This window comes from Pseudomonas sp. PK-RTE-24, from assembly GCF_054052265.1.
Genome location: NZ_CM133224.1, coordinates 5456877 through 5476390, shown reverse-complemented (window position 1 = coordinate 5476390; position 19514 = coordinate 5456877). Strand labels below are relative to the sequence as shown.

At 56.8% G+C, this 19514-nt stretch carries 22 protein-coding genes and 1 tRNA gene; 12 read left to right on the top strand and 11 right to left on the bottom strand.

Annotation, left to right across the window (positions count from 1 at the left end):
• Positions 1–54: 54 nt before the first annotated feature.
• Positions 55–744 (bottom strand): crotonase/enoyl-CoA hydratase family protein, encoded by a 690-nt coding sequence (locus ACV8MC_RS24555; protein ID WP_076566844.1) that lies wholly within the window; start codon positions 742–744, stop codon positions 55–57.
• 296 nt (positions 745–1040) lie between these two features.
• Between ACV8MC_RS24555 and ACV8MC_RS24550 the strand changes: the two genes are divergently transcribed.
• The 6 genes from ACV8MC_RS24550 (at position 1041) to ACV8MC_RS24525 (ending at position 4369) form a co-directional block, all read left to right on the top strand.
• Positions 1041–1130, top strand: a tRNA-Ser gene (locus tag ACV8MC_RS24550).
• A 431-nt stretch (positions 1131–1561) separates the two neighbouring features.
• The gene (locus tag ACV8MC_RS24545; protein WP_256811930.1) at positions 1562–1816 is read left to right on the top strand and encodes a type II toxin-antitoxin system HicA family toxin; all 255 of its coding nucleotides are present in this window, start codon (positions 1562–1564) and stop codon (positions 1814–1816) included.
• A complete protein-coding gene (locus ACV8MC_RS24540; protein ID WP_256811932.1) occupies positions 1813–2145 on the top strand; it encodes a type II toxin-antitoxin system HicB family antitoxin in 333 nt (110 codons plus the stop codon). Before ACV8MC_RS24545 ends, ACV8MC_RS24540 begins: the two co-directional genes overlap by 4 nt.
• Before the next feature lie 136 nt (positions 2146–2281).
• Positions 2282–2713, top strand: coding sequence for a LexA family protein (locus ACV8MC_RS24535; protein WP_236169525.1), 432 nt, complete (start codon positions 2282–2284; stop codon positions 2711–2713).
• Positions 2700–3980, top strand: coding sequence for a Y-family DNA polymerase (locus tag ACV8MC_RS24530; protein WP_457263849.1), 1281 nt, complete (start codon positions 2700–2702; stop codon positions 3978–3980). Before ACV8MC_RS24535 ends, ACV8MC_RS24530 begins: the two co-directional genes overlap by 14 nt.
• Before the next feature lie 68 nt (positions 3981–4048).
• Entirely contained in the window at positions 4049–4369 is a 321-nt protein-coding gene (locus ACV8MC_RS24525; RefSeq protein ID WP_016773801.1) for a YbjQ family protein, read from the top strand.
• A gap of 55 nt (positions 4370–4424) precedes the next feature.
• Here the strand turns inward: ACV8MC_RS24525 and ACV8MC_RS24520 are convergent, their stop codons facing one another.
• On the bottom strand, positions 4425–4703 hold the full coding sequence (locus ACV8MC_RS24520) for a hypothetical protein (RefSeq protein WP_252885633.1): 279 nt from the start codon (positions 4701–4703) through the stop codon (positions 4425–4427).
• A gap of 221 nt (positions 4704–4924) precedes the next feature.
• On the opposite strand from ACV8MC_RS24520, the gene ACV8MC_RS24515 reads away from it, so the two are divergent.
• From ACV8MC_RS24515 to ACV8MC_RS24500, 4 genes are all read left to right on the top strand, one after another.
• Positions 4925–5113: a hypothetical protein gene (locus ACV8MC_RS24515; protein WP_122698972.1), complete on the top strand. Its 189-nt coding sequence runs from the start codon at positions 4925–4927 to the stop codon at positions 5111–5113.
• Between the two features lie 312 nt (positions 5114–5425).
• Positions 5426–5797 (top strand): bacteriocin, encoded by a 372-nt coding sequence (locus ACV8MC_RS24510; RefSeq protein ID WP_457263848.1) that lies wholly within the window; start codon positions 5426–5428, stop codon positions 5795–5797.
• A 135-nt stretch (positions 5798–5932) separates the two neighbouring features.
• A complete protein-coding gene (locus ACV8MC_RS24505; RefSeq protein ID WP_024012287.1) occupies positions 5933–6352 on the top strand; it encodes a YMGG-like glycine zipper-containing protein in 420 nt (139 codons plus the stop codon).
• Positions 6353–6470: 118 nt separating this feature from the next.
• Positions 6471–6638, top strand: a complete 168-nt coding sequence (locus ACV8MC_RS24500) for a hypothetical protein (protein ID WP_016773805.1) — start codon at positions 6471–6473, stop codon at positions 6636–6638.
• Between the two features lie 68 nt (positions 6639–6706).
• Here the strand turns inward: ACV8MC_RS24500 and ACV8MC_RS24495 are convergent, their stop codons facing one another.
• The 6 genes from ACV8MC_RS24495 to ACV8MC_RS24470 form a co-directional block, all read right to left on the bottom strand.
• Positions 6707–6928 (bottom strand): hypothetical protein, encoded by a 222-nt coding sequence (locus ACV8MC_RS24495; RefSeq protein ID WP_305382516.1) that lies wholly within the window; start codon positions 6926–6928, stop codon positions 6707–6709.
• Positions 6929–7347: 419 nt separating this feature from the next.
• Positions 7348–7506, bottom strand: a complete 159-nt coding sequence (locus tag ACV8MC_RS24490; RefSeq protein WP_409037392.1) for a DUF6896 domain-containing protein — start codon at positions 7504–7506, stop codon at positions 7348–7350.
• 299 nt (positions 7507–7805) lie between these two features.
• A complete protein-coding gene (locus tag ACV8MC_RS24485) occupies positions 7806–8219 on the bottom strand; it encodes a DUF6896 domain-containing protein (protein WP_041479379.1) in 414 nt (137 codons plus the stop codon).
• Positions 8220–8496: 277 nt separating this feature from the next.
• A complete protein-coding gene (locus ACV8MC_RS24480) occupies positions 8497–8733 on the bottom strand; it encodes an Imm50 family immunity protein (RefSeq protein ID WP_457265598.1) in 237 nt (78 codons plus the stop codon).
• 180 nt (positions 8734–8913) lie between these two features.
• Positions 8914–9300, bottom strand: coding sequence for a hypothetical protein (locus tag ACV8MC_RS24475; RefSeq protein WP_081932527.1), 387 nt, complete (start codon positions 9298–9300; stop codon positions 8914–8916).
• Complete coding sequence (locus ACV8MC_RS24470; protein ID WP_457263844.1) at positions 9297–14153, bottom strand: RHS repeat-associated core domain-containing protein; 4857 nt, start codon at positions 14151–14153, stop codon at positions 9297–9299. Before ACV8MC_RS24470 ends, ACV8MC_RS24475 begins: the two co-directional genes overlap by 4 nt.
• A 239-nt stretch (positions 14154–14392) precedes the next feature.
• On the opposite strand from ACV8MC_RS24470, the gene ACV8MC_RS24465 reads away from it, so the two are divergent.
• Positions 14393–15088 (top strand): HAD-IA family hydrolase, encoded by a 696-nt coding sequence (locus ACV8MC_RS24465; protein WP_056784114.1) that lies wholly within the window; start codon positions 14393–14395, stop codon positions 15086–15088.
• 62 nt (positions 15089–15150) lie between these two features.
• On the opposite strand, the gene ACV8MC_RS24460 is transcribed toward ACV8MC_RS24465, so the two are convergent.
• Complete coding sequence (locus ACV8MC_RS24460) at positions 15151–15897, bottom strand: 3-oxoacyl-ACP reductase family protein (protein WP_056784118.1); 747 nt, start codon at positions 15895–15897, stop codon at positions 15151–15153.
• A gap of 125 nt (positions 15898–16022) precedes the next feature.
• Here ACV8MC_RS24460 and ACV8MC_RS24455 point away from each other — a divergent pair, with 125 nt between their 5' ends.
• A complete protein-coding gene (locus ACV8MC_RS24455) occupies positions 16023–16946 on the top strand; it encodes a LysR family transcriptional regulator (protein WP_457263842.1) in 924 nt (307 codons plus the stop codon).
• Between the two features lie 131 nt (positions 16947–17077).
• Here the strand turns inward: ACV8MC_RS24455 and ACV8MC_RS24450 are convergent, their stop codons facing one another.
• Together ACV8MC_RS24450 and ACV8MC_RS24445 are read right to left on the bottom strand one after the other, a co-directional pair.
• Positions 17078–17806, bottom strand: a complete 729-nt coding sequence (locus ACV8MC_RS24450; protein WP_150741371.1) for an aspartate/glutamate racemase family protein — start codon at positions 17804–17806, stop codon at positions 17078–17080.
• A gap of 54 nt (positions 17807–17860) precedes the next feature.
• Positions 17861–19399, bottom strand: coding sequence for an NCS1 family nucleobase:cation symporter-1 (locus ACV8MC_RS24445; protein WP_095180832.1), 1539 nt, complete (start codon positions 19397–19399; stop codon positions 17861–17863).
• Positions 19400–19514 lie beyond the last annotated feature (115 nt).

Below are 19514 nucleotides of genomic sequence, written 5' to 3'. Positions count from 1 at the left end.
AGAAAAAGCCCGACCAAGGTCGGGCTATTCTCTTACCGGCAGATTTTGTACGAGTCAGCCCAGATGTTGCTGATCCTGCAGGATCGCGTCGTCGAGGGTTTCCAGCAGTTGCTTGCGCACTTTGAGCTTGGTGTTCTTGTGCGCCAGCATGTTGATCTTCTTCAACTGACGCGCGGCAGCCAGCGCGGCGCCCTGCAATTCTTCGGCAGTGACGACTTTGTCGAGGAAGCCTGCATCAACGGCACTTTGCGGATCGAACATCTCGCCATTGATTACCGAGCGATGGAAAGCCGAACGCCGCAAGCGGTCGCGTGCCAGCTCGATACCGGCATGGTGCATGGTCATGCCGATCTGCACTTCGTTCAGACCGATGCTGAACGGGCCGTCGACACCGATGCGGTAATCGGCGGACAACAGCAGGAAAGCACCCTTGGCCACGGCGTGCCCCGGGCAAGCAACGATCACCGGGAACGGGTGAGAGAGCAGGCGGCGCGCCAAGGTCGAACCGGCTGTCACCAGCGCAACGGCCTCTTTCGGGCCGGCCGTCATCACCTTCAGGTCATAACCACCCGAAAGAATCCCCGGCTGCCCGGTAATGATCACCACGGCGCGATCCGCCACCGCCTGATCCAGCGCCGCATTAAACGCCGCAATCACATCCGGAGAAATCGCGTTGACCTTGCCATTGTTCAGGGTCAGGGTCGCGATACCGTCTTCGAGGTGGTAGGCAATCAACTCGCTCATGACGCTATTCCTTATTAGAAAGATGGGCAGACGTTACCCACCGCCGCAAGCCAGGTAAAGCGCCGTGACTGACCTACCAGTCACCGTTTTGCGCTTCGGCCAGCGCTGCGCGCGTGTTGCCTTCTATAAAGGAAGCGCACGGTTTACCCGAGATTGGCGGGTTTGCCATCGTCCGCTCTGGCTGAACGCAACGGCCTCTCTTAAGCGCATGAAAATTCTGAAAAAAAGTTTGCCATCGGAAAAGCTTTCGACTACATTAGCGCGCCTCGACAGACAGAACATGTCTGCAGAGATACGGTGAAGTGTCCGAGTGGCTTAAGGAGCACGCCTGGAAAGTGTGTATACAGGAAACTGTATCGAGAGTTCGAATCTCTCCTTCACCGCCAAATTTGAAACGACAAAACCCCTGAAAACTTAGAGTTTTCAGGGGTTTTGCGTTTCTGAAAGCCCAAAAAGTGAATATCAAAAATAACCCGACTCAGTGTCGGTTTGTTTGTGCCTTGGATGGATGCGCCAAGCGCACAGCTCCCTTGAGCCCTTCACCTTTTCTCGCCAAGAATATCCGCGCTGATATAGCGGTGTCCCAATTCTGGTACTCGGAAAAGAGCACTGCCTGCTGGAAACGGAAAAGTCGCTCTTCCTCACACAACTCGCAGAATTCGCCTACAACCGCGCGTTGAGTCTCTCGTTATCCTGATGCAGTACCAGTCTGCAGCGATCCCATCAGGAAATACGTTTTCCGCAGAAAGCAGGCTTTCTCCTCGTAATTGCGGTTTGACCCAGTTGCCCTATTATCGCGGTATCATGATCTAATACCATGAACAACAAACAGCTCGGCACGCTTAAAGCTATTTTTTCAAGGCCGGTCCCAAATAACCTGGAGTGGGTTCGTATGGAATCCCTCTTCGGCGCAGTAGGCGCCCAGACCATCGAAGGCAGCGGCTCTAGAGTGCGTTTTGAATTGAACGGTGTGGTCGTGACGTTTCACCGGCCCCACCCAGACAAAGAAGCGAAGCCCTATCAGGTGCGTGACGCTCGGGCTTTCCTTGAGCAAGCAGGAGTCATCCCGTGAATGTAATGAACTACAACGGCTATGCCGCCCGGATTGAATACAGCGACGAAGACGGCCTCTTTGTCGGCCACATCGCCGGTATCAAGGACGTCGTTGGATTCCATGGAGAGTCGGTGGCAGAACTGCGAAACGCGTTTCAGGAGGCCGTGACTGATTATCTCGAAACCTGCGCCAGGCTCGGTCGCGAACCGCAGAAACCCTATTCGGGAAATCTGAGCCTGCGTTTGGCACCAGCGCTGCATGCGACTGTCGCTGTAAAGGCGCAGCTTGCTCACAAGAGCATCAATCAATGGGTTGCAGACGTGCTCGATCGTGAAGTCCACGCGTAGCCGCGAAACCCAATTTCGGCAGCAGTTGTACAAAACCCTGTCACCCGTCGAAATCTCCTACACGCCTCATTGACCCCCCGAACCGTCCCGAGTTTACTGTATGCGCATACAGTAAACTCACTATCAGGTTCGTATCATGAGCGTCACCATCCTCGGCCCTTTGTCAGGCGCGGGCGAACAGCTTGCGCTGTATTCGTTTCGGATTCCCGCCGGTTTTCCTTCGCCGGCGGCTGATCACATTGAAAAGCACATCTCTCTGGACGAGGTTTTTGATATTCGTGCGCCGCACGTTTATCTGGCGAAGATCGAAGGCGAGAGCATGCAGGACGCCGGGATATTTTGCGGTGATCTGGTGATTGTTGATCGCAGCCTGAATGCCGAGCACGGCGATATCGTCATCGCCGGTCTCAACTCCGAACCTGTCTGTAAGCGCCTGCACATGCGCGAGAACACGATCATTCTTCTTTCGGCCAACAGCAAATACCCGCCTCGCTACGTGATGGAAGGGGATGAGCTGGTTATCTGGGGCGTGGTGACTTACAGCGTGCGCGACCATGGCAAATCGTGAGCAGGTCTTCGCGCTGATCGATTGCAACAGCTTCTATGCCAGCTGTGAGCGAGTGTTCCGGCCCGATCTGGCGAAGACGCCGATTGTCGTGCTGAGCAACAACGATGGCTGCGTGATCGCGCGCAGCTACGATGCCAAACCTTTTGTGAAAATGGGCGCGCCGTACTTTCAGATTCGTGATGATCTGCGCCGCCACGGCATTCAGGTGTTCAGCAGTAATTACGCGTTGTACGGCGACATGAGCGAACGGGTGATGACGATCATCGAATCCATGGTGCCGGCGGTCGAGGTTTACAGCATTGATGAGGCGTTCGCCGATCTCAGCGGCATTCCTGGGGACCTGACAGGTTTTGGCCGAACCATTCGCTCTGCCGTTTATAAGCGCACCGGCATCCCGGTCGGCGTCGGCATCGCCCCGACGAAAACGCTGGCCAAGCTCGCCAACCACACCGCGAAACGCCTGCAAGCGCATACCGGCGGCGTGGTCGACATCTGCGATCCGTCCAAACGCGACTGGGTGCTGCGCAATACCGATGTCGGTGAAGTGTGGGGCGTCGGACGGCGGATGAAAGCTCATCTGGAAAGCATGCAAATCAGAAGTGCGATGGACCTGGCGAAGGCCGATCCGTGGACACTGCGGCGCAAGTTCAGCGTGGTGATCGAGAAGACCGCGCGCGAACTGGGCGGCACATCCTGTCTGGAACTGTCGGAAACAGAACCGCCGAAGCAGGAAATTTGCAGCAGCCGCATGTTTGGCAACCGTTTGACTACCATCGAGCCGATCAAGGAAGCCGTCGCTACTTATGTGCATCGAGCGGCGGAAAAGCTGCGTGCGCAGAGTTCGCTGTGCAAAAAGATCCGCGTGAGTATCCGCACCGGCATGTTCAATCCGGAAGAGGCGAAGTACGCCAATGGCGCGCTGATCGAGTTGCCTTATCCGACCAATGATGTGCGATTGCTGAGCAAGGTGGCGAGCGAAGCGATCGATCGATTGTTCCGGCCGGGGTTCAAGTACAGCAAGGCTGAGGTGCTGTTGATGGATCTGCGACAGCCCGGAGAATTTACCGAAGACCTGTTTGCACAGTCCCAACCTCAAGCGGCGGAGAGGGTAATGGGCGTGCTGGACCAGATCAATCAGCGCTGGGGGCATGGAACGTTGCGAGCGGGGAGTGTGCCGGCGGATCCGGCCTGGGGCATGCGGCGGGAGATGATGAGTTCGAGTTTTACGACGAAGCTGGATCAATTGTGGGTGGTTAAATCCAATTGAGGCACGGGCCAGATCTGGTGCCGCGTTACAATCGCCGCCTTCACTTTTGCAGTAAAAGGACGACTTTCATGATCATTTCCACCACTCATTCCGTCGAGGGGCGGCAGATCACGGCCTATCTGGACATCGTCAGCGCCGAGTCTGTGCAGGGCGTCAACGTGATCCGCGATATGTTTGCGGGCATGCGCGACTTTTTTGGCGGGCGGTCGCAGACGTTGGAGCGGGCTCTTAAAGAAGCACGCATTCAGGCCACCGACGAACTGAAGGATCGGGCGCGGGCATTGCAGGCTGACGCGGTGGTCGGCGTGGACTTCGAGATCAGCATGCCGGCAGGCAAGGGCGGCATGGTCGTGGTGTTCGTCACCGGAACTGCGGTGAAGCTGCGCTGATTATTGTGTTCAAGGCAAAGCCCACTCGCACAACGAGTGGGCTTTTTCGCGTCAATCAGCCTTGTGGCTTGAGCAACACAGCGCCTCTTGAGTCATAGGTCAGCGGTGTATCGATGGCAACGAGGGGCGGTGTCCCGTCAGGCTGCGCCGATGGTGCGGGCTCGCTGGGATGGTAGACGACGCCCGGTTGCAGAAGCGGTTTGTCCGGGTATTTGACGGTGATTTCACCCGAGGCGATCTTTTCCTTGAGTTTTTCCGCACCGGCCTTGCCGGCAGCGATCTGCTCGTCCGTGAGTTTTACGACTGGCATGTTCGGGAATCCATTGATCTGCATGATCTCTCCTTGAGATTCATTGGTAGGAGTCAGGGCAGCGGCCGTTCGATGGAAATCTTTAGCGAATGATCGTTCACGTCGCTTTTGTCCATTCGTCGGTGATCAGCCTTTCTGAACGGCAAGTCCAGTAGTGACCGGCTAGTCTCAAAAGCACTGAGGGACGATATTTTCCAGGCAAAACTGTTTTGTCGGTGTCGACCCGGTTGCGTAGGGGAGAGTCTATGTCAGGTCCATTTATCGAAGATGATGGCGCTGAGTTTTCATTCAACAACTGTGTGCGCTGCGGTCAGTCGGAGTATCAGTCGGGGTTTGGCGAGGATCCGGTGAGCATCGGCAAAATCAAATCCACGGCCCCAAAAGGGCCGAAAGCGAAATTCCTGCCCAAGGTCACGACAAGGACCAGAAAGTGATTTCATCCTGCACCCCGTCACTGAACGGGGTTTTTTATGTGCGCAAGAATAGGGGTTTGAAATCTCTGGCAGGCATTGACATTAATGTCGGTTTTTTTTCACAAACTTTTCACGTTGGCCAACGTAGTGTGAAGCCATCCGTTAGAAAGCAAGTCTCCAGCCCGTCTCCCCAGCGGGCTTTTTTTTGCCCGGCATAAAACCTTTTCCCTGATCGCGGTCCAAACGACGCTGTCGCCTGCGTCTGGACTTTCCTGGGCCGAGCGCATTAAATCCCGCTCCTTTTCGTCATCCCGTTTATTTGAGGTTTTCGTCATGCGTTTAACACTGCCTGCTCTGGTTTTTGGCCTTCTGGTTGCTCAAGGTGCGATGGCTGCCGGTGATGGCACCGCTGCGCTGGGCGGTGGCCTAGGTGGCGCGCTGGGTAACGTGGTCGGTCAGAAAATGGGCGGCAGCACCGGCGCCGTAATTGGCGCTGGCGTTGCGGGCGCAGCGGGCAGTGCCGTCGCCGCACGCAAGGGCAGCCGCACCAAAGCGGCGATCGGCGGCGGTGTCGGTGCAGCCGGTGGCTCGGTGATCGGCAACAGCCTGGGCGGCCGCAACGGCGCCACCATCGGTGCAGGTCTGGGCGGCGCGGCCGGCGGCGCAGTCGGCAGCAACCTGGGCAAAGGTCACAAGCGCCACTGAGACTGATGGCCTGTCAGAAAAAGCCCGACTCGATGTCGGGCTTTTTCATGGCTGAACGTTTCATGCGAAATCATCTCCAATCTGCATACGCCCCGCTTGGGCGGACTGTCCCGATTCGGGAACTGCGAGGTTCATATGCGATTGTCATTATCTGCACTGTTTTTTGGCTTGGTCGTGGCGCAGGGCGCGATGGCGGCCGGAGACGGCACCGCTGCCGTAGGCGGTGGTCTCGGCGGTGCGCTGGGTAATGTGGTTGGCGGACAACTTGGCGGCAGCACGGGCGCAGCGGTCGGCGCAGGTGTTGGCGGCGCGGCCGGCAGTGCCGTCGGCGCGAACAAACGCAACCGCACCGAAGCCGCGATTGGCGGCGGTCTTGGCGCAGCAGGGGGCTCGGTCGTCGGCAACAGCCTCGGCGGCTCCACCGGCTCCGCCATTGGCGCGGGCCTGGGCGGCGCAGCAGGCGGCGCGGTAGGTAACAATCTTGGCGACGACGACGGCGGATCTCATTCCGGCGGCCACAAGCACAAGAACAAACACAAAAATAAACATCGCTGATTGATCAACGAAAACCCGGCCTGGCGCCGGGTTTTTTGTGTCTGGCCGTCAGGCAGAGGAACGATTGGCGGCAGGGCTTTTCGAACGTGATACATCCCACACGCTCAAGAGGTGCGCCATGACTCCCGAAACCGAAGGCAAAGAAGAGAAGGGCCCGAGTGGTTTGCCGTTTATCAATGATCCGGGGAATGAAGATCCCGGGTCGCTGATGGACGATGCTACGGTGCCGTTGAATGATGCGGATGAGGCGGATATGGAGTATGAGGAGGATGGGGATGAGCAGTGAGGTGGGGTTGAGGTTTTGAATGATGGTTTAAGGGCCTGACTCCGCAGGCCCTACAGAAAATCTGTTCCTCAGAATGAGACGTCGATTCTTTGTGCTCTGATTTTTACAAACTGACCATTGAGGTGCGGAAAATCGAAGTGGATATCTTGATCCGCAAATTCGACGAACGACTTGAGCGTATCGCCTTCTAAGCGCCCGTAAATCTCGCATGAGAAACCATTGTCAATCATCTTGACACGTGTTTCGCTGCCATCACATTTTGAGATGTCTATTTCGTCCGGCAGCACCATTTCGAACTCGGCTGAGTAGGTCTCACCTACTTCGATTACTGACGGGCAGTGGCCTGCGAAGCATCTCACAGTCACACCGTTGATGCTGAGTAGGACCATTTCTTCGATGATTGGGTCGATCTCTACAATATGCGCGGGTATTTCTTAGTCATCTGCGAGCCATGCTCTCGTTTTCTTTCAGAGGATTGAGGTGATCAGTGAAGTTTTTTATGAGTTGGACTTTGCCATAATGGCCTGAGTCAGCAGGCGCTTAAGTCTCGTTTTCAGAGGTTTTCCGGCGGGTCGATTAATTCATAGAGGTCATCGGAGGGCGATATTTTTTTGATTCTGCCTGAGTCTATATAAGACTTGAACTCGCTCTCAAGAAAATTTATGTCAGTGTATTTTTTGTACTCTTCAGGTCTGTCGGTGGCGTACATTTAAAGGCGCCACTCATCAAAACCATCGATCCTGTTATTCGAACCGTAATCGAAATCCACTGATTCAGTGGGAAAATGAATAGCACAGCCTATGCCGTGTAGTTCATATTCAACGCCATCGATGACTTCTCCGCAACTTTCTATTTTGCCGCTCCCCAAAGTCTTAGGATGTTTCGAGTGCCAAATTTTTCTTGTAATAGCGTTGTTCCTTCTTCAACTTTGCTGAGGAAGTCTTTGATCAAGTCTTCGAGATGTATCATATTGTTACTCATGTTTTTCTATTGTCATCCAGTCGATCGATATCGAGTCTTTTTAGGCTGACATGTTTCATTCACTCTTGTCTCAAAAATGGTTTCCCAATATTTCTAATGATTTTTACGTTGTGAATTTTGGTGTTTGTCTCACAAGCAGGTGCGGAAGTCAGGTTGATTTTATGTGTTTTGGTCTATTCGTTTTTTTCAGTTGGACCATATATACAAGTTGCTAATTAAGGAAATTTTCTTGATTTTTTTTAGATCTATGTATTCGGCGAATTCTTTTTCGATTATTTTTTTGTCGCAGTATTTTCTATATTTAGATGGTCTTTCACAAGCAAAGAAGTATAAGCGGCAAATATCAAACCCATTGATTTCACCATTAGGCCCATAGTCAAAATCTACAGTTCCTGTCGATAGATTAATGCGGCAGCCAATGCCGTGCAGTTCATATTTAACGCCTCGAGTGACTCTCCCGCGACGCTTTATCGCCTTGGTATGCCAAAGTCTTCGAATGTCCCGAGTGCCAAATTTTTTTTCAAATATAAGCGTGCTTGTCTCTACCATAGAAATAAAGTCATGTATCAGGGTATCCAAAGTTTGATCTTGGTCACTCATTTTTTTCTCCGGTTTTGCGAAATATTTAGTCCAATGATTTGGCTGGCTGGCTGGCTGGCTGGATTGCATTTTTATTGTTTAAAAATTGCTGAGTGCTCTTTGGGGTGGTAGTGATTTTCAGCCTTGGTGATATTGCTTTTGGTCTTGCAGGCGCTGCGCGAGGAGTGTTTGATGCGTGATGTTTAGAAAAGTGACTCTGTTAAGTAGATGCTAGGTTCTCTTAATCTCAATGATGATGTAATGAATTTTATCTCGAAATTCTCTGATGCAACGCAAACTAAGTGCCTGCTCTCAATAGTTTGAATGGATAATTGAAATTTTTCCCGAAGCTTGTAACTTCACTGCACGTTATCCCTATGCGGCAAGCATTGTATTCTATGGATTCCCACTTCTTCGGAGGCGTGTCTGGAATTTCTCTGATGTCAAATGCCAGAGTCAGTGTTGAAAGATTATTGTCTATGTTTAGAGTGAAGAGCTTAATCTCTCCGATAGGTATATTTCGGCTGAAGACCATATTGAAGAATTTTCTGCCATTTATCTCATTCCAGTATTTCATGTGTTTCTTTTACTCTGTCGATCTATTTCTAGAAAGCGTCTTCATGTAGTGTTGGTTAATGCTCGGCCTGCGTTTTTCTAAATATTCACATGGGCGCCATTTGTCCATTCTGTCGTCGCGAGATATGTCTTTCTTCCCCTAAGTCCCTATCCACTGTAAGAAAAATTCCCTCTGTAATTCTGGCGAGTTTGTTAGGTTTTCATTTTCGTAGTCAAATATCGACACTACGTCTTTTAGTGATGGTTCTGCTCCATTTGTCAATTCATAAGCTTTTAATCCAAGAGACATTTGTGATGATAAGCTCGAGGGGTGAACATTTAGCTTTGAGCCTTTGCAAAAGAAAGTTACTAGAGGGTTGTCCTTTCGGACCAAACCGAAACAATGATAAAAATTTTTGCCGGCGTATGTTTTTGGCGATAAACCGTCCAGGTTTAGAGTTATGCTTATTTTCTCGCTGTCGCAAATCAGAACTACATCTTTGATTGCATATTCTTTTTCTACGATAATTTTGAATTCCGAAATCATTTGTCAATTTTCCTATATGGATTCGGGATGGAGTAACCAAAGTCACGCCCATCATCAATAATTATCGTGGCGCCTAGAATATCTTCGTTTTTGATGATTTTTGGGACGGCGAATTCCTGTTCTCGGGAAAATTTGTATCGGTTTCCTAATTCTTGCTTCAAATCATAGCCATTGACTCTCTTCAAAGTATAAAGAAACCCGGTTTTTGTAAAAAAGCTGGTAGCAAACTCTTTTCCCACGTCTCGAGAGGGGGAGGTGCTGATAAAGCCGCTTGGAGGAAAATCGCTATCAATGGAGTGGAGGAATAAGTCCTCACTGTCTCCCTTGCTTTTGAATCCGTTCACAAAAACATCGGACGGGTCTCTTGAATCTCCTCGGTACAGATATTCCTGCTTTTTCTTAGGCGCTGGTGCATCAGGCTCCCCCTCATCAACCTTAACCCTATCACTCGCCCCCGGCACCTCACACCTAGGCTTATTCGGCGGAGGGCAGTTGGACGTCAACCCCAACGGATCCACCCACCCCGTCGGATTCGGCACGTACTGGTACTGATTCAACCCACCCGCCAGCTTCACCGGGTCCGGCGTCAAATACCGTCCAAGCCTTGGGTCGTAATACCGATGCCGGTTGTAATGCAATCCGCTTTCAACATCGAAATACTGCCCCTGAAAGCGCAGCGGTTGGTCGAGGTAGTCTTCGCCGGCGAGGGTGACGGCGGCGACTTTGCCGTAGGCGTCGTATTGCGCGGACCAGACGATTTCGCCGCTGTAGTCGGTGAGTTCCTGCGGAGTACCGAGGTGGTCGAGTTGGTAGTAGAACGGGCAGGCTTTTTTCGGGCCTTTGCCGTCGAGCATCGCCAGTGGGCGGAAGGTGCCGGGTTCGTAGAGGAAGCTGCGGTATTGCGTGGCGCTGCTTTCGGCGACGAGGTGTTCGCCTTGCCAGAAGAATTCGGTGACGGCGCCGTCGATTGTTTTGCGGATGCGCCGGCCGAAGGCGTCGTAGTGATAAGTGGCGGTCTGGCCGTCGGGGCGGGTCAGGCCGATCAGGCGGTGCTGGCAGTCGTAGCGGTATTCGGTGACCAGGGTCTGGCCGTGGCCACGGCGTTCGCGGATCAGGTTGCCGAAGGCGTCGTAGTCGTAATGACGGTCGCCTTGCATCAACAGGCGATTGCCCTTGATCTGCGCGGGACCGGGGCGGTCCTGCATCAGCAGGTTGCCGGTCGGGTCGTGGGCGAAGGATTCGGGCAGTTCGTCGCGCGAGTGACGTACGCGGATCAACCGGTCGAGGGCGTCGTAGCCATAGGTGCGCTGGCCGTGGCGGCTGTCGGCAATGTGCTCGAGATTGCCGTTGGCGCTGTAGGCATAATCGCGGCGGTACAGCGAGGCGTGGCGATGGCCTACAGCGTGGGCGAGCAAGCGGCCCTGATCGTCGTAGGAGTATTCGCTGAGCAGCAAGCCTTGCTGGCGTTGCTGTTCGCGACCGGACTGGTAGACGTGGCGCGTGAGCGGCGTGCCGTTAAGGTCGATGGCTGACAGCGCACCGCCTTTGGCGTAGTGATAGTCGAGCTTGCTGTTGTCCGGCAGACGCAGGCGTTTGAGCTGACCGCAGGCGTCATAGGCGTAGCGCAAGGTGCCCCAGCCCTGATGCTCGGTGATCAGCCGGTCCTGACGGTCGTACTCGAAGGCCAGAGGATGGTTCTGCCCGTCATCAACGGCAACCAAGCGCCCGAGGCGGTCGTAGTCGTAGCGGATCTTGGCGCCATCGGGCAGGGTTTTGACCCGCAAGCGCCCGGCCTTATCGCGCTGGTAGTGGGTGACCAGCGATAAACCCTGCTCGCCAAACTCGGTCTTCTCCAGCAGGTGCCCGTTGAGGTCGTAGGCATACGCCGTGCGCCGCCCATCAAACCCGGTTTCCTGTCGGATCAATCCGGTCGGCGTGTAATCCAGGCAGTATTTTTCCCCTGACTCGTTTTCAATTTCGGTCAGCAGCAACCGCGCATGGTCGTAGCGGTACTGCACGCGGGTGCCGTCGGGATTGATCCGTCGCGAGACCAGGTGCAAATCATCGTCATATTCGTAGCGGGTAATGCGCCCGAGTTCATCGCGCTCAGCGGTGATCTGGCCGTAGGCGCCGTAGCTGTAGGCGCGCGTGCTGCCCGTAGGAGAAGTCGTCAGGATCAGTCGGCCGGCCGCGTCCCACTGCTGACGACTGACAACACCAAATTCGTCCTGGGTGGTAATCCGCCGGCCCAGCGCATCGTAGGAAAAACGCCGCACGCCGCCGTCCGGCAGGGTTTCTTCGATGAGCTGGCCGAGCTCGTTCCACACCCAGCGGTGGCGGCTGCTGTCCGGATAGCGCAGCGACAGCAATTGGCCGCGCAGGTTGTAGTAGTAATGGGTGACCTGGCCGTCGGGATCGACCGCTTCGGTGACGGCGCCTTCAGCGTTGCGCCGATAGATCCACACCGCATCACCACGGCAACGCTTGTAGAGAAAACCGTTGCGGTACTCGTAGGACGTTGGTGCATCGTCCGGCGGAATCAGCGCGATCAGCCGTCCGACCTCGTCGTAGCGGTATTCGGTAACCGCGCCCAACGCATCCTGCTCGGCGATCAACCGGCCCTGCTGGTCATAGGCCTTGAGCTGCTCACCTCCATCGGCCGTGACCTGCCGCACCAGCCGCGCGCGCTCGTCGTGGACGTAGACTTCTTCGGTACCGTCGACGTAATGCACTGTCACGCTGGCGTCGTCATCGTTCCAGACGTAACGGGTGTTCATCTGCGAGAACGACGCCCAGTGCCTCACGCAGCGCGCCGCTTTGCCCTCGCGCTGCCACTCCCAGAAGAAGCTCGCGCCGCCGGTCAGCTGGCGCTGGAGGATGACGTGATGGTCGTCGTAGTCGTAGCGTTCGCTGTCGCCGACCGCGTTGGTCGCGGTCAGCAGGCGTTGCCGGGCATCGAAGCTGTAGGTGGCGAGGGTTTGCTCGGTGGTCCACTCGCCTTGGACGAACACCTGATAATCGATCGCCACCAGTTGCGCGCGGTCATAACGCAACAGCAGGGCGCGGCCGGCGCCGTTGTCCAGACGCTGAATGCGGTCGGAGCGATCGCGTTGCAGGGTCAGACGATTGCCGTAGACATCGCTGATCGCCGTCAGCCGGCCGGCGCGAAAGTGGTAGAACCGCGCGCTGTCGCCGGCCAACGCCAGGATCAATTCTTCCGGCTCAGCACCGAGAAAAATCGCCGCCCGCGACAGGCTGTTGTGGATCGCCGGGCGCGCGACATTGGGCAGGGGAAAACGGGTGCGGCGGTTTTCGTGGTCGATCCAGATCACGCCATCGCCGTCGAAGGCCAGGCGATGGGCCAGCGTGTGGCTCCAGCCGAAACCCAGGCCGATGTCGATCTCGACTGCGCTGCTGCGGTACAAGCGGGTGAACTCGAAGGGCAGCACGCCATCAAGCACCGCGTCGGTCAGGGTCAGCAGTTCTTCGCCGGTGACCATCGACACCGGGCAGCCGTTTTTGCAGGTATTGGGGACGCAGTCGGCGGCATCGCCGTTGGGGTTTTTCGCTTGATCGGGGACGTCGTCGTGGGGCTCGTGGCGCTCAAGGCGCGCCATGCCCTGGGATTTTTCCCGCGCGAGCGGCGCCGGATTCGGCACGCGGAGCACCACCGCGTCGGCCTGACGAATGTTCAGCGGAATCGATGGCGTCGGCTTCAGCTCCACTTCGCGGGCATGGAACATCAGCGGCTTCAGCGTGCTCGCGTGCTGTTTGAGTTCCGGTGTCGAAGTCAGCTCAGCCAGACGCAAGGCTGAGGCGGCCAGCCACTCCCGCGCCCTTGGCGATTTGATCTTCGCCAGGACCTTGCTGCTCAAACGCAGCGATACGCCGGCACCGCCCGCCACGCGCATCAACAGGAAGCTGATCAGCAACTCGGTGCGAACTTCGGCCACCACCTCGGCGAGGTATTGCGGCGGCAGCATTTTTAGCCAACTGGTGAACGCGGCCAGATGAATGAACAACAACGGCTCGTCGCTGAGCATCAACAAGGCGTTGGCGATCGCTTCGTTTGAAGCGGCAAGCAGCGCCTCGAGTTCGACTTCGCTCAGGTATTCGAGGAGCTTTGCGCTGTGCTCCTGCAGATCGGCAAGTAGGGCGAACAGCTGTTGAATGTCATCCCAGACGCCATTCAGGGCTTTTTCCAGGCCGCGCCAATCGGCCCGCTGCAACTGCCCGTAACGATCAAGAAAACCGGCGCTGGAAAACTCCGTCCACTGCGGCTGGAAGCCTGTCCATTCGCTGCGCAGCCAGCCTTCAAGGCCGGCAATGACCCCTTCATATGAGGCATACAGGGCGCGGACATGGGCGGAGGAAACGTTGGGAAAGAAGGTGACGCGATAGCGCTGGCCGCGCATGCAATCGGTCACCTCGAGGATCCCGCTCGGGCCAATGGTGTAGCGCTTTGGTTCGCCGAAGGTCAGCACGCCGTCGACGTCGCTGAGCAGCGGTTCGAGGGTCACCGGGGTGTCGCCGATCGGCACGAAGCGCGCTGCTTCAAACAGATGCACCAGGGTCAGCGGCCCGCTGGCCGGACACATGACCACCGATGAGCTGACAGGTGCGCGCGAAGTGATCGGCGCGCTCAGTTGTACGTCATTGCCAACCTTGAACACCTGCTCGATGTCCAGCGCCGTCCCGGTCCAGAACTGCTCGGCCCAGGCGTCGTAGTTGTTCAGGCACAGGCGGAACTCGTCGATCAGCGCTTCAAAATCTGGCTGCTTCGGATTCAGGGCGGCCACCACCAGCAGTCCGATGCTGTTGTTCAGGGCCAGGAGCTGATCGGGTTGAAACATTCGCAGTCGCTCGCGCAGATGAAGAAACGGGAGCGCGGACTTTGCGGGGGATCAAAAAGGAAAGAAGTCGGGGAAGTAGGCAGTGTCTGTAGGAGTTTTCGCTAAATGCGAAAAGGCGTCGATGGCATTGCCCGTTGCTCAATGTCCATCGGCCTCGCTATGCTGCTGAACCCATTAATCAGATCCGCGTTGCGGCACGTTGCCTGTCGCCCGGGATGTCTTTGTTAACGGATCCGATGATGAATGCACCGCTGAAGACGTTCGGCCCGATCAAGGCCGTGATTTTCGATATGGACGGTTTGCTGCTCGACACCGAGGGCATTTACACCGAGGTCACCTCGCTGATTGCCGGGCGCTACGGGAAAACCTTCGACTGGAGCGTCAAGCAGAACATCATTGGTCGCGGTGCCAATGATCTGGCCAACTACGTGGTGCAGGCGTTGGAGTTACCGATCACTCCGGAAGAATTTCTGCAGATCCGCGAGCCGCTGATGCGCGAGCGTTTCCCCAAGGCGCAAGCGATGCCGGGGGCCGAAGCGCTGGTGCGTCACCTCAAGGCGCACAACATCCCGATCGCAGTCGGCACCAGTTCGTCGCGCCAGTCGTTCGGGCAGAAAACCACCTTGCACCGTGAGTGGTTTGCGCTGTTCGATTTCATCGTCACGGCGGACGATCCGGAAGTCGGCGCGGCCAAACCGGCGCCGGATATCTTCCTCACCGCCGCCCGGCGCCTGGGCATCGCGCCCGGGGATTGTCTGGTGTTCGAGGATTCGCCGTTCGGCGTCACCGCCGCGAAAGCGGCAGGCATGACCGCAATCGCCATCCCCGACGCAGCGATGGCTGATGAGAAATATGCTCACGCTGACGGCATTATCCGCTCGCTGAAAGCATTTATGCCCAGCGCCTTTGGCTTGCCGACGCTGGAACTGGCTTGACCGTCCGCACAAAAACGCCGTCCTTCTTGTAAAGAAGGGCGGCGTTTTTTCTTGCCGGTCTGTCAGGCGCCGAAACCACCGTCGATGGTCAGGCTGGCACCGGTGATGTAACCGGCTTCCGGCCCGGCCAGGTAGGCGACGAAGCTGGCGATTTCATCGGCGGTGCCGTAACGACCGACGGCCATCAGCGGGATCAGGCTGTCGGCGAATTCGCCATGGGCCGGGTTCATATCGGTGTCGACCGGCCCAGGTTGCACGTTGTTGATGGTGATGCCGCGAGGGCCGAGATCGCGGGCAAGGCCTTTGGTCAGGCCGACCAGTGCCGATTTGCTCATCGCGTAGACACCGCCACCGCCGAAGGGCATGCGGTCGGCGTTGGTGCTGCCGATGTTGATGATCCGCGAGCCTTCGCCCATGTGTTTCGCCGCTTCCTGCGAAGCGATGAACACGCTGCGCACGTTGATGGCCAGGGTCTGATCGAAGTCTTCGAGTTTGAAGTCTTCCAGCGGCGCGATGGCCAGTACGCCGGCGTTGTTGACCAGAATGTCCAGGCGTCCAAACGCTTCGACGGTGGCGCTGACGGCGTGGCGAATCGCGCTGGCATCGGCGCTGTCTGCCTTGATCGCCAAGGCTTTACCGCCGTTGCCGGTGATGCTGTTCTGCAGTTCTTCAGCTTTGGCGGCGGAGCTGACGTAGGTGAAAGCGACAGCGGCGCCTTCAGCGGCCAGACGTTTGACGATGGCCGCGCCGATGCCGCGCGAACCGCCTTGAATCAGAGCGACTTTGCCGCTGAGGTGTTGAGTGGTCATGTTCGATCTCCAAGTGTTCAAGGCGGAATGCCTTGGTGTTGGTGCCGAGTATCGGCCTGGCATCGACAACCGTGTAGACCATGATTGCTATAGTCTGTGTAAACCAGAAGTTTATAGTGGCGATCATGGAAACGTTCAGCAGTATCGAATGCTTTGTGCGCAGCGCCGAAGTCGGCAGCTTTGCCGAAGCCGCGCGACGCTTGAGCCTGACCCCGGCGGCGGTGGGCAAGAGCGTGGCGAAACTGGAGGCGCGGCTTGGCGTGCGGCTGTTCCAGCGTAGTACCCGCAGCCTGACGTTGACCGAAGCGGGGCAGCTGTTTTTGAATGAAGTCGGCGCCAGCCTGACCACCATCCAGAATGCCGTGGCCAATCTGGCCAGTGCCGGCGGGCAACCGGCCGGCACGCTGAAAGTCAGCATGGGCACGGTGTTCGGTCGTCTGTATATCGTGCCGCTGCTCGGTGAGTTCTTGCGGCGCTATCCGGCGATCAACCCGGACTGGCATTTCGATAACCGCCAGGTCGACCTGATCGGGCAGGGCTTCGACGCAGCGATTGGCGGCGGCTTTGAACTGCCACAAGGCGTGGTTGCGCGCAGGCTGACACCGGCGCATCGGGTGTTGGTGGCATCAGAGGACTATCTGCAAAAACATGCGCCGATCAGCCATCCCGATGACCTTAGGCAACACGACGGCATTCTGATTCGCTCACCGCAGACCGGGCGCGTGCGCTCCTGGCAACTGACTCACCGCGATCAGCAACACAGTCCGCTGACATTGCGGGCGCGGATGACCATGAGTGATTCCGAGGCTGCCTGTGCAACGGCGATGCAAGGTTTGGGCATTGCGCTGGTGAGCATGCCGTTTGCGGTCGCGTATCTTCACGCAGGGACGTTGCAGCGAGTGCTGCCTGACTGGTTTGTCGATGACGGCAACATTTCGATCTATTACGCCGAGCACAAATTGTTGCCGGGCAAGACCCGGGCGTTTGTGGATTTCGTGATTGAACAGTTTGCTGAGCAGGGACTGGGGCGGCGGTTTAGTGCTATCTGAGCCAGGCATCAAACCGAGTTGCGGCTATCGCGGGCAAGCCCGCTCCCACAAGTTTTGAGTTGTTCACACATCTTGCAAACAACACAAAACCCTGTGGGAGCGGGCTTGCCCGCGATGAACGATAACTCGGTTTATCGAGCAAAGCGCTGCGCCCAACCAACAATGTTCTTCGGCCGTGGCGTGGCATAAGTGCGAACCTTCGACGTCGACAACTTCAAACGCACCAGCGACTCGGCAATCATCACGGCGGCTGTCACGCCATCCACCACCGGCACGCCGGTGCGCCGGCGAATCTGCTCGTCCAGCCCGGCCATGCCGCCGCAGCCCAGGCAAATCACCTCGGCCTTGTCCTGGGTCACCGCCAGTTCGGCCTGCTGCACGATCGCTTCCAGTGCGCGCTGCGGTTCATGTTCCAGCTCCAGAACTGCCAGACCACTGGCGCGCACCGAGGCACAGCGATCCCACAGGCCGGACAATTTCAGCCGATCCTCGATCAGCGGCACGGTGCGATCCAGCGTGGTCACCACCGAGTAGGCATGGCCGAGAAACATCGCGGTGCTGGCCGCCGCGTCAGTGATATCTACCACTGGCACGTTGAGCAGTTCCTGCAAACCTTCGCGGCCATGTTCGCCGTAGCCGGCCTGGATCACCGCATCGAAGGGTTGATCGTAAGACATCACTCGATCCATCACGGCGATGGCGGCCAGGTAACTTTCGAAATTGCCTTCAATCGATTCGGCGCCGAAGTACGGCGTCAGGCCGACGATTTCGGTACCGGGCGAAGCGACGGCCTGTGCCGAGCGGGCGATGGCGTCGGTGATGGATTCGGTGGTGTTGACGTTGACCACGAGAATACGCATGGAAAATCCTTATTGCGGGCAGTGGTGCGGCCCGAAAACCGGGCCGCGAAGGGATCAGTGGCTGACGTTATCCACAGCGATGCATTCACCGCTGACTTCGGCGTAATGGGTCTGGCGCTTGGCGATGATCAGGTAAAGCATGCCGGCGATGCCGGCACCGATCAGCCAGGAGAACGGCGAGACGCTGTGGAAACCGGGCACCAATGCCAGAACGATGGCGATCAGCGCCGCAGGAATAAACGCCGCCACCGCGCGGAAATTGATGCCGCGGCTGTAGTAATAAGCGCCGTTGGGGTCTTCGCTGTAGAGCTGCGGCACGTTGATCCGGCCTTTGCGGATCAGCCAGTAGTCGACCATGATCACCCCGTACAACGGGCCGAGCAGGGCGCCGAGGCCCGACAGGAAATACACGATCACCAGCGGACTGTTGTAGAGGTTCCACGGCAGGATCAGCACGGCGATGGTCGCGCTGATCAACCCGGCGCGGCGGAAGGTCAGGTACTTCGGCGCCAGGTTGCTGAGGACGAACGCCGGGGCAACGAAGTTGGCCATGATGTTCACCGCAACGGTGACAATCAGAAAAGCCAGGCAGCCGAGCACCAGAAAGAACGTGTTGGGGATCGAAGCGATGATCTCGGTCGGGCTTTCGATGATCCGCCCGTTGATCTGGAACTGCGCGCCACACAGCAGTACGGTAATCGCGGCGAATACCAGAATGTTCACCGGCAAGCCCCAGAAATTTCCTACTTTGATGGTTTTGCGGCACGGCGAAGAACGGGCGAAGTCGCAGAAATTGAGGATCAGCGTGCCGTAGATCGCCAGCCACAACGCGCCACCAGCAAAAATGTTGCGCCACATCTCGCCCCCGGTCAGCGGCTCGCGGATCGACCAGGCAATGGTCGCGTTGGCCTGGAAGTACATCCACCCGGCGAGTGCGGCTACGGTCAGCAGAATCACCGGCCCGGCAAATGCCTCGTAACGGCGCACCATCTCCATGCCGTAGGCGAGGATCGCCAGTTGCACCAGCCAGATTGCTACAAAGCACACCCAGCCCAGACTCGACAGGCCCAGAATTGAGTCGTGATCGTATTCGGCAAAGCCGGGATGCACGGCGGTCAGCAGGACGCGGAATACCACCGAAGCGAGGTACGTCTGAATACCGAACCAGGCGATGGCGATAACCGCCCTGATCAATGCAGGAATTTGCGCACCGTGGATGCCAAAACTGATCCGGCTGATCACCGGAAACGGCACCCCGGTTTTCTGCCCCATGTACCCGGACAGGTTCATGAAGAAATACACCAGCGCCGCGCCGATCCCCAGCGACAACAGAATCTGCCAGCCGCCCAGACCCAGTGCATACAAGCCGATGGCGAACGAGTAGTTGGCGATGTTGTGCACGTCATTCGTCCACAGGGCGAAGATGCTGTACCGGCCCCAACGTCGGCCTTCGGCTTTGGTCGGCGCCAGATCGCTGTTGTGCAGACGCGGGCTCAGTTGCAGCGGCTCGCTCAGTCCGTCATCGGGCAACGGTTGATCAAGCGTGGAGGAGGGCAGATTCAGCACGATGTTATTCGAAAGACTTGTACGCATTCCGGCAGGCTCCTGACGTTCACTCCCGCGATGACTGTGCATGAGCGCTCAGGCTCGACAAATCTTCGTCGCGGCGGTGAAAACATCACTGGTTACGGGGCATCTGCAGCCTGTA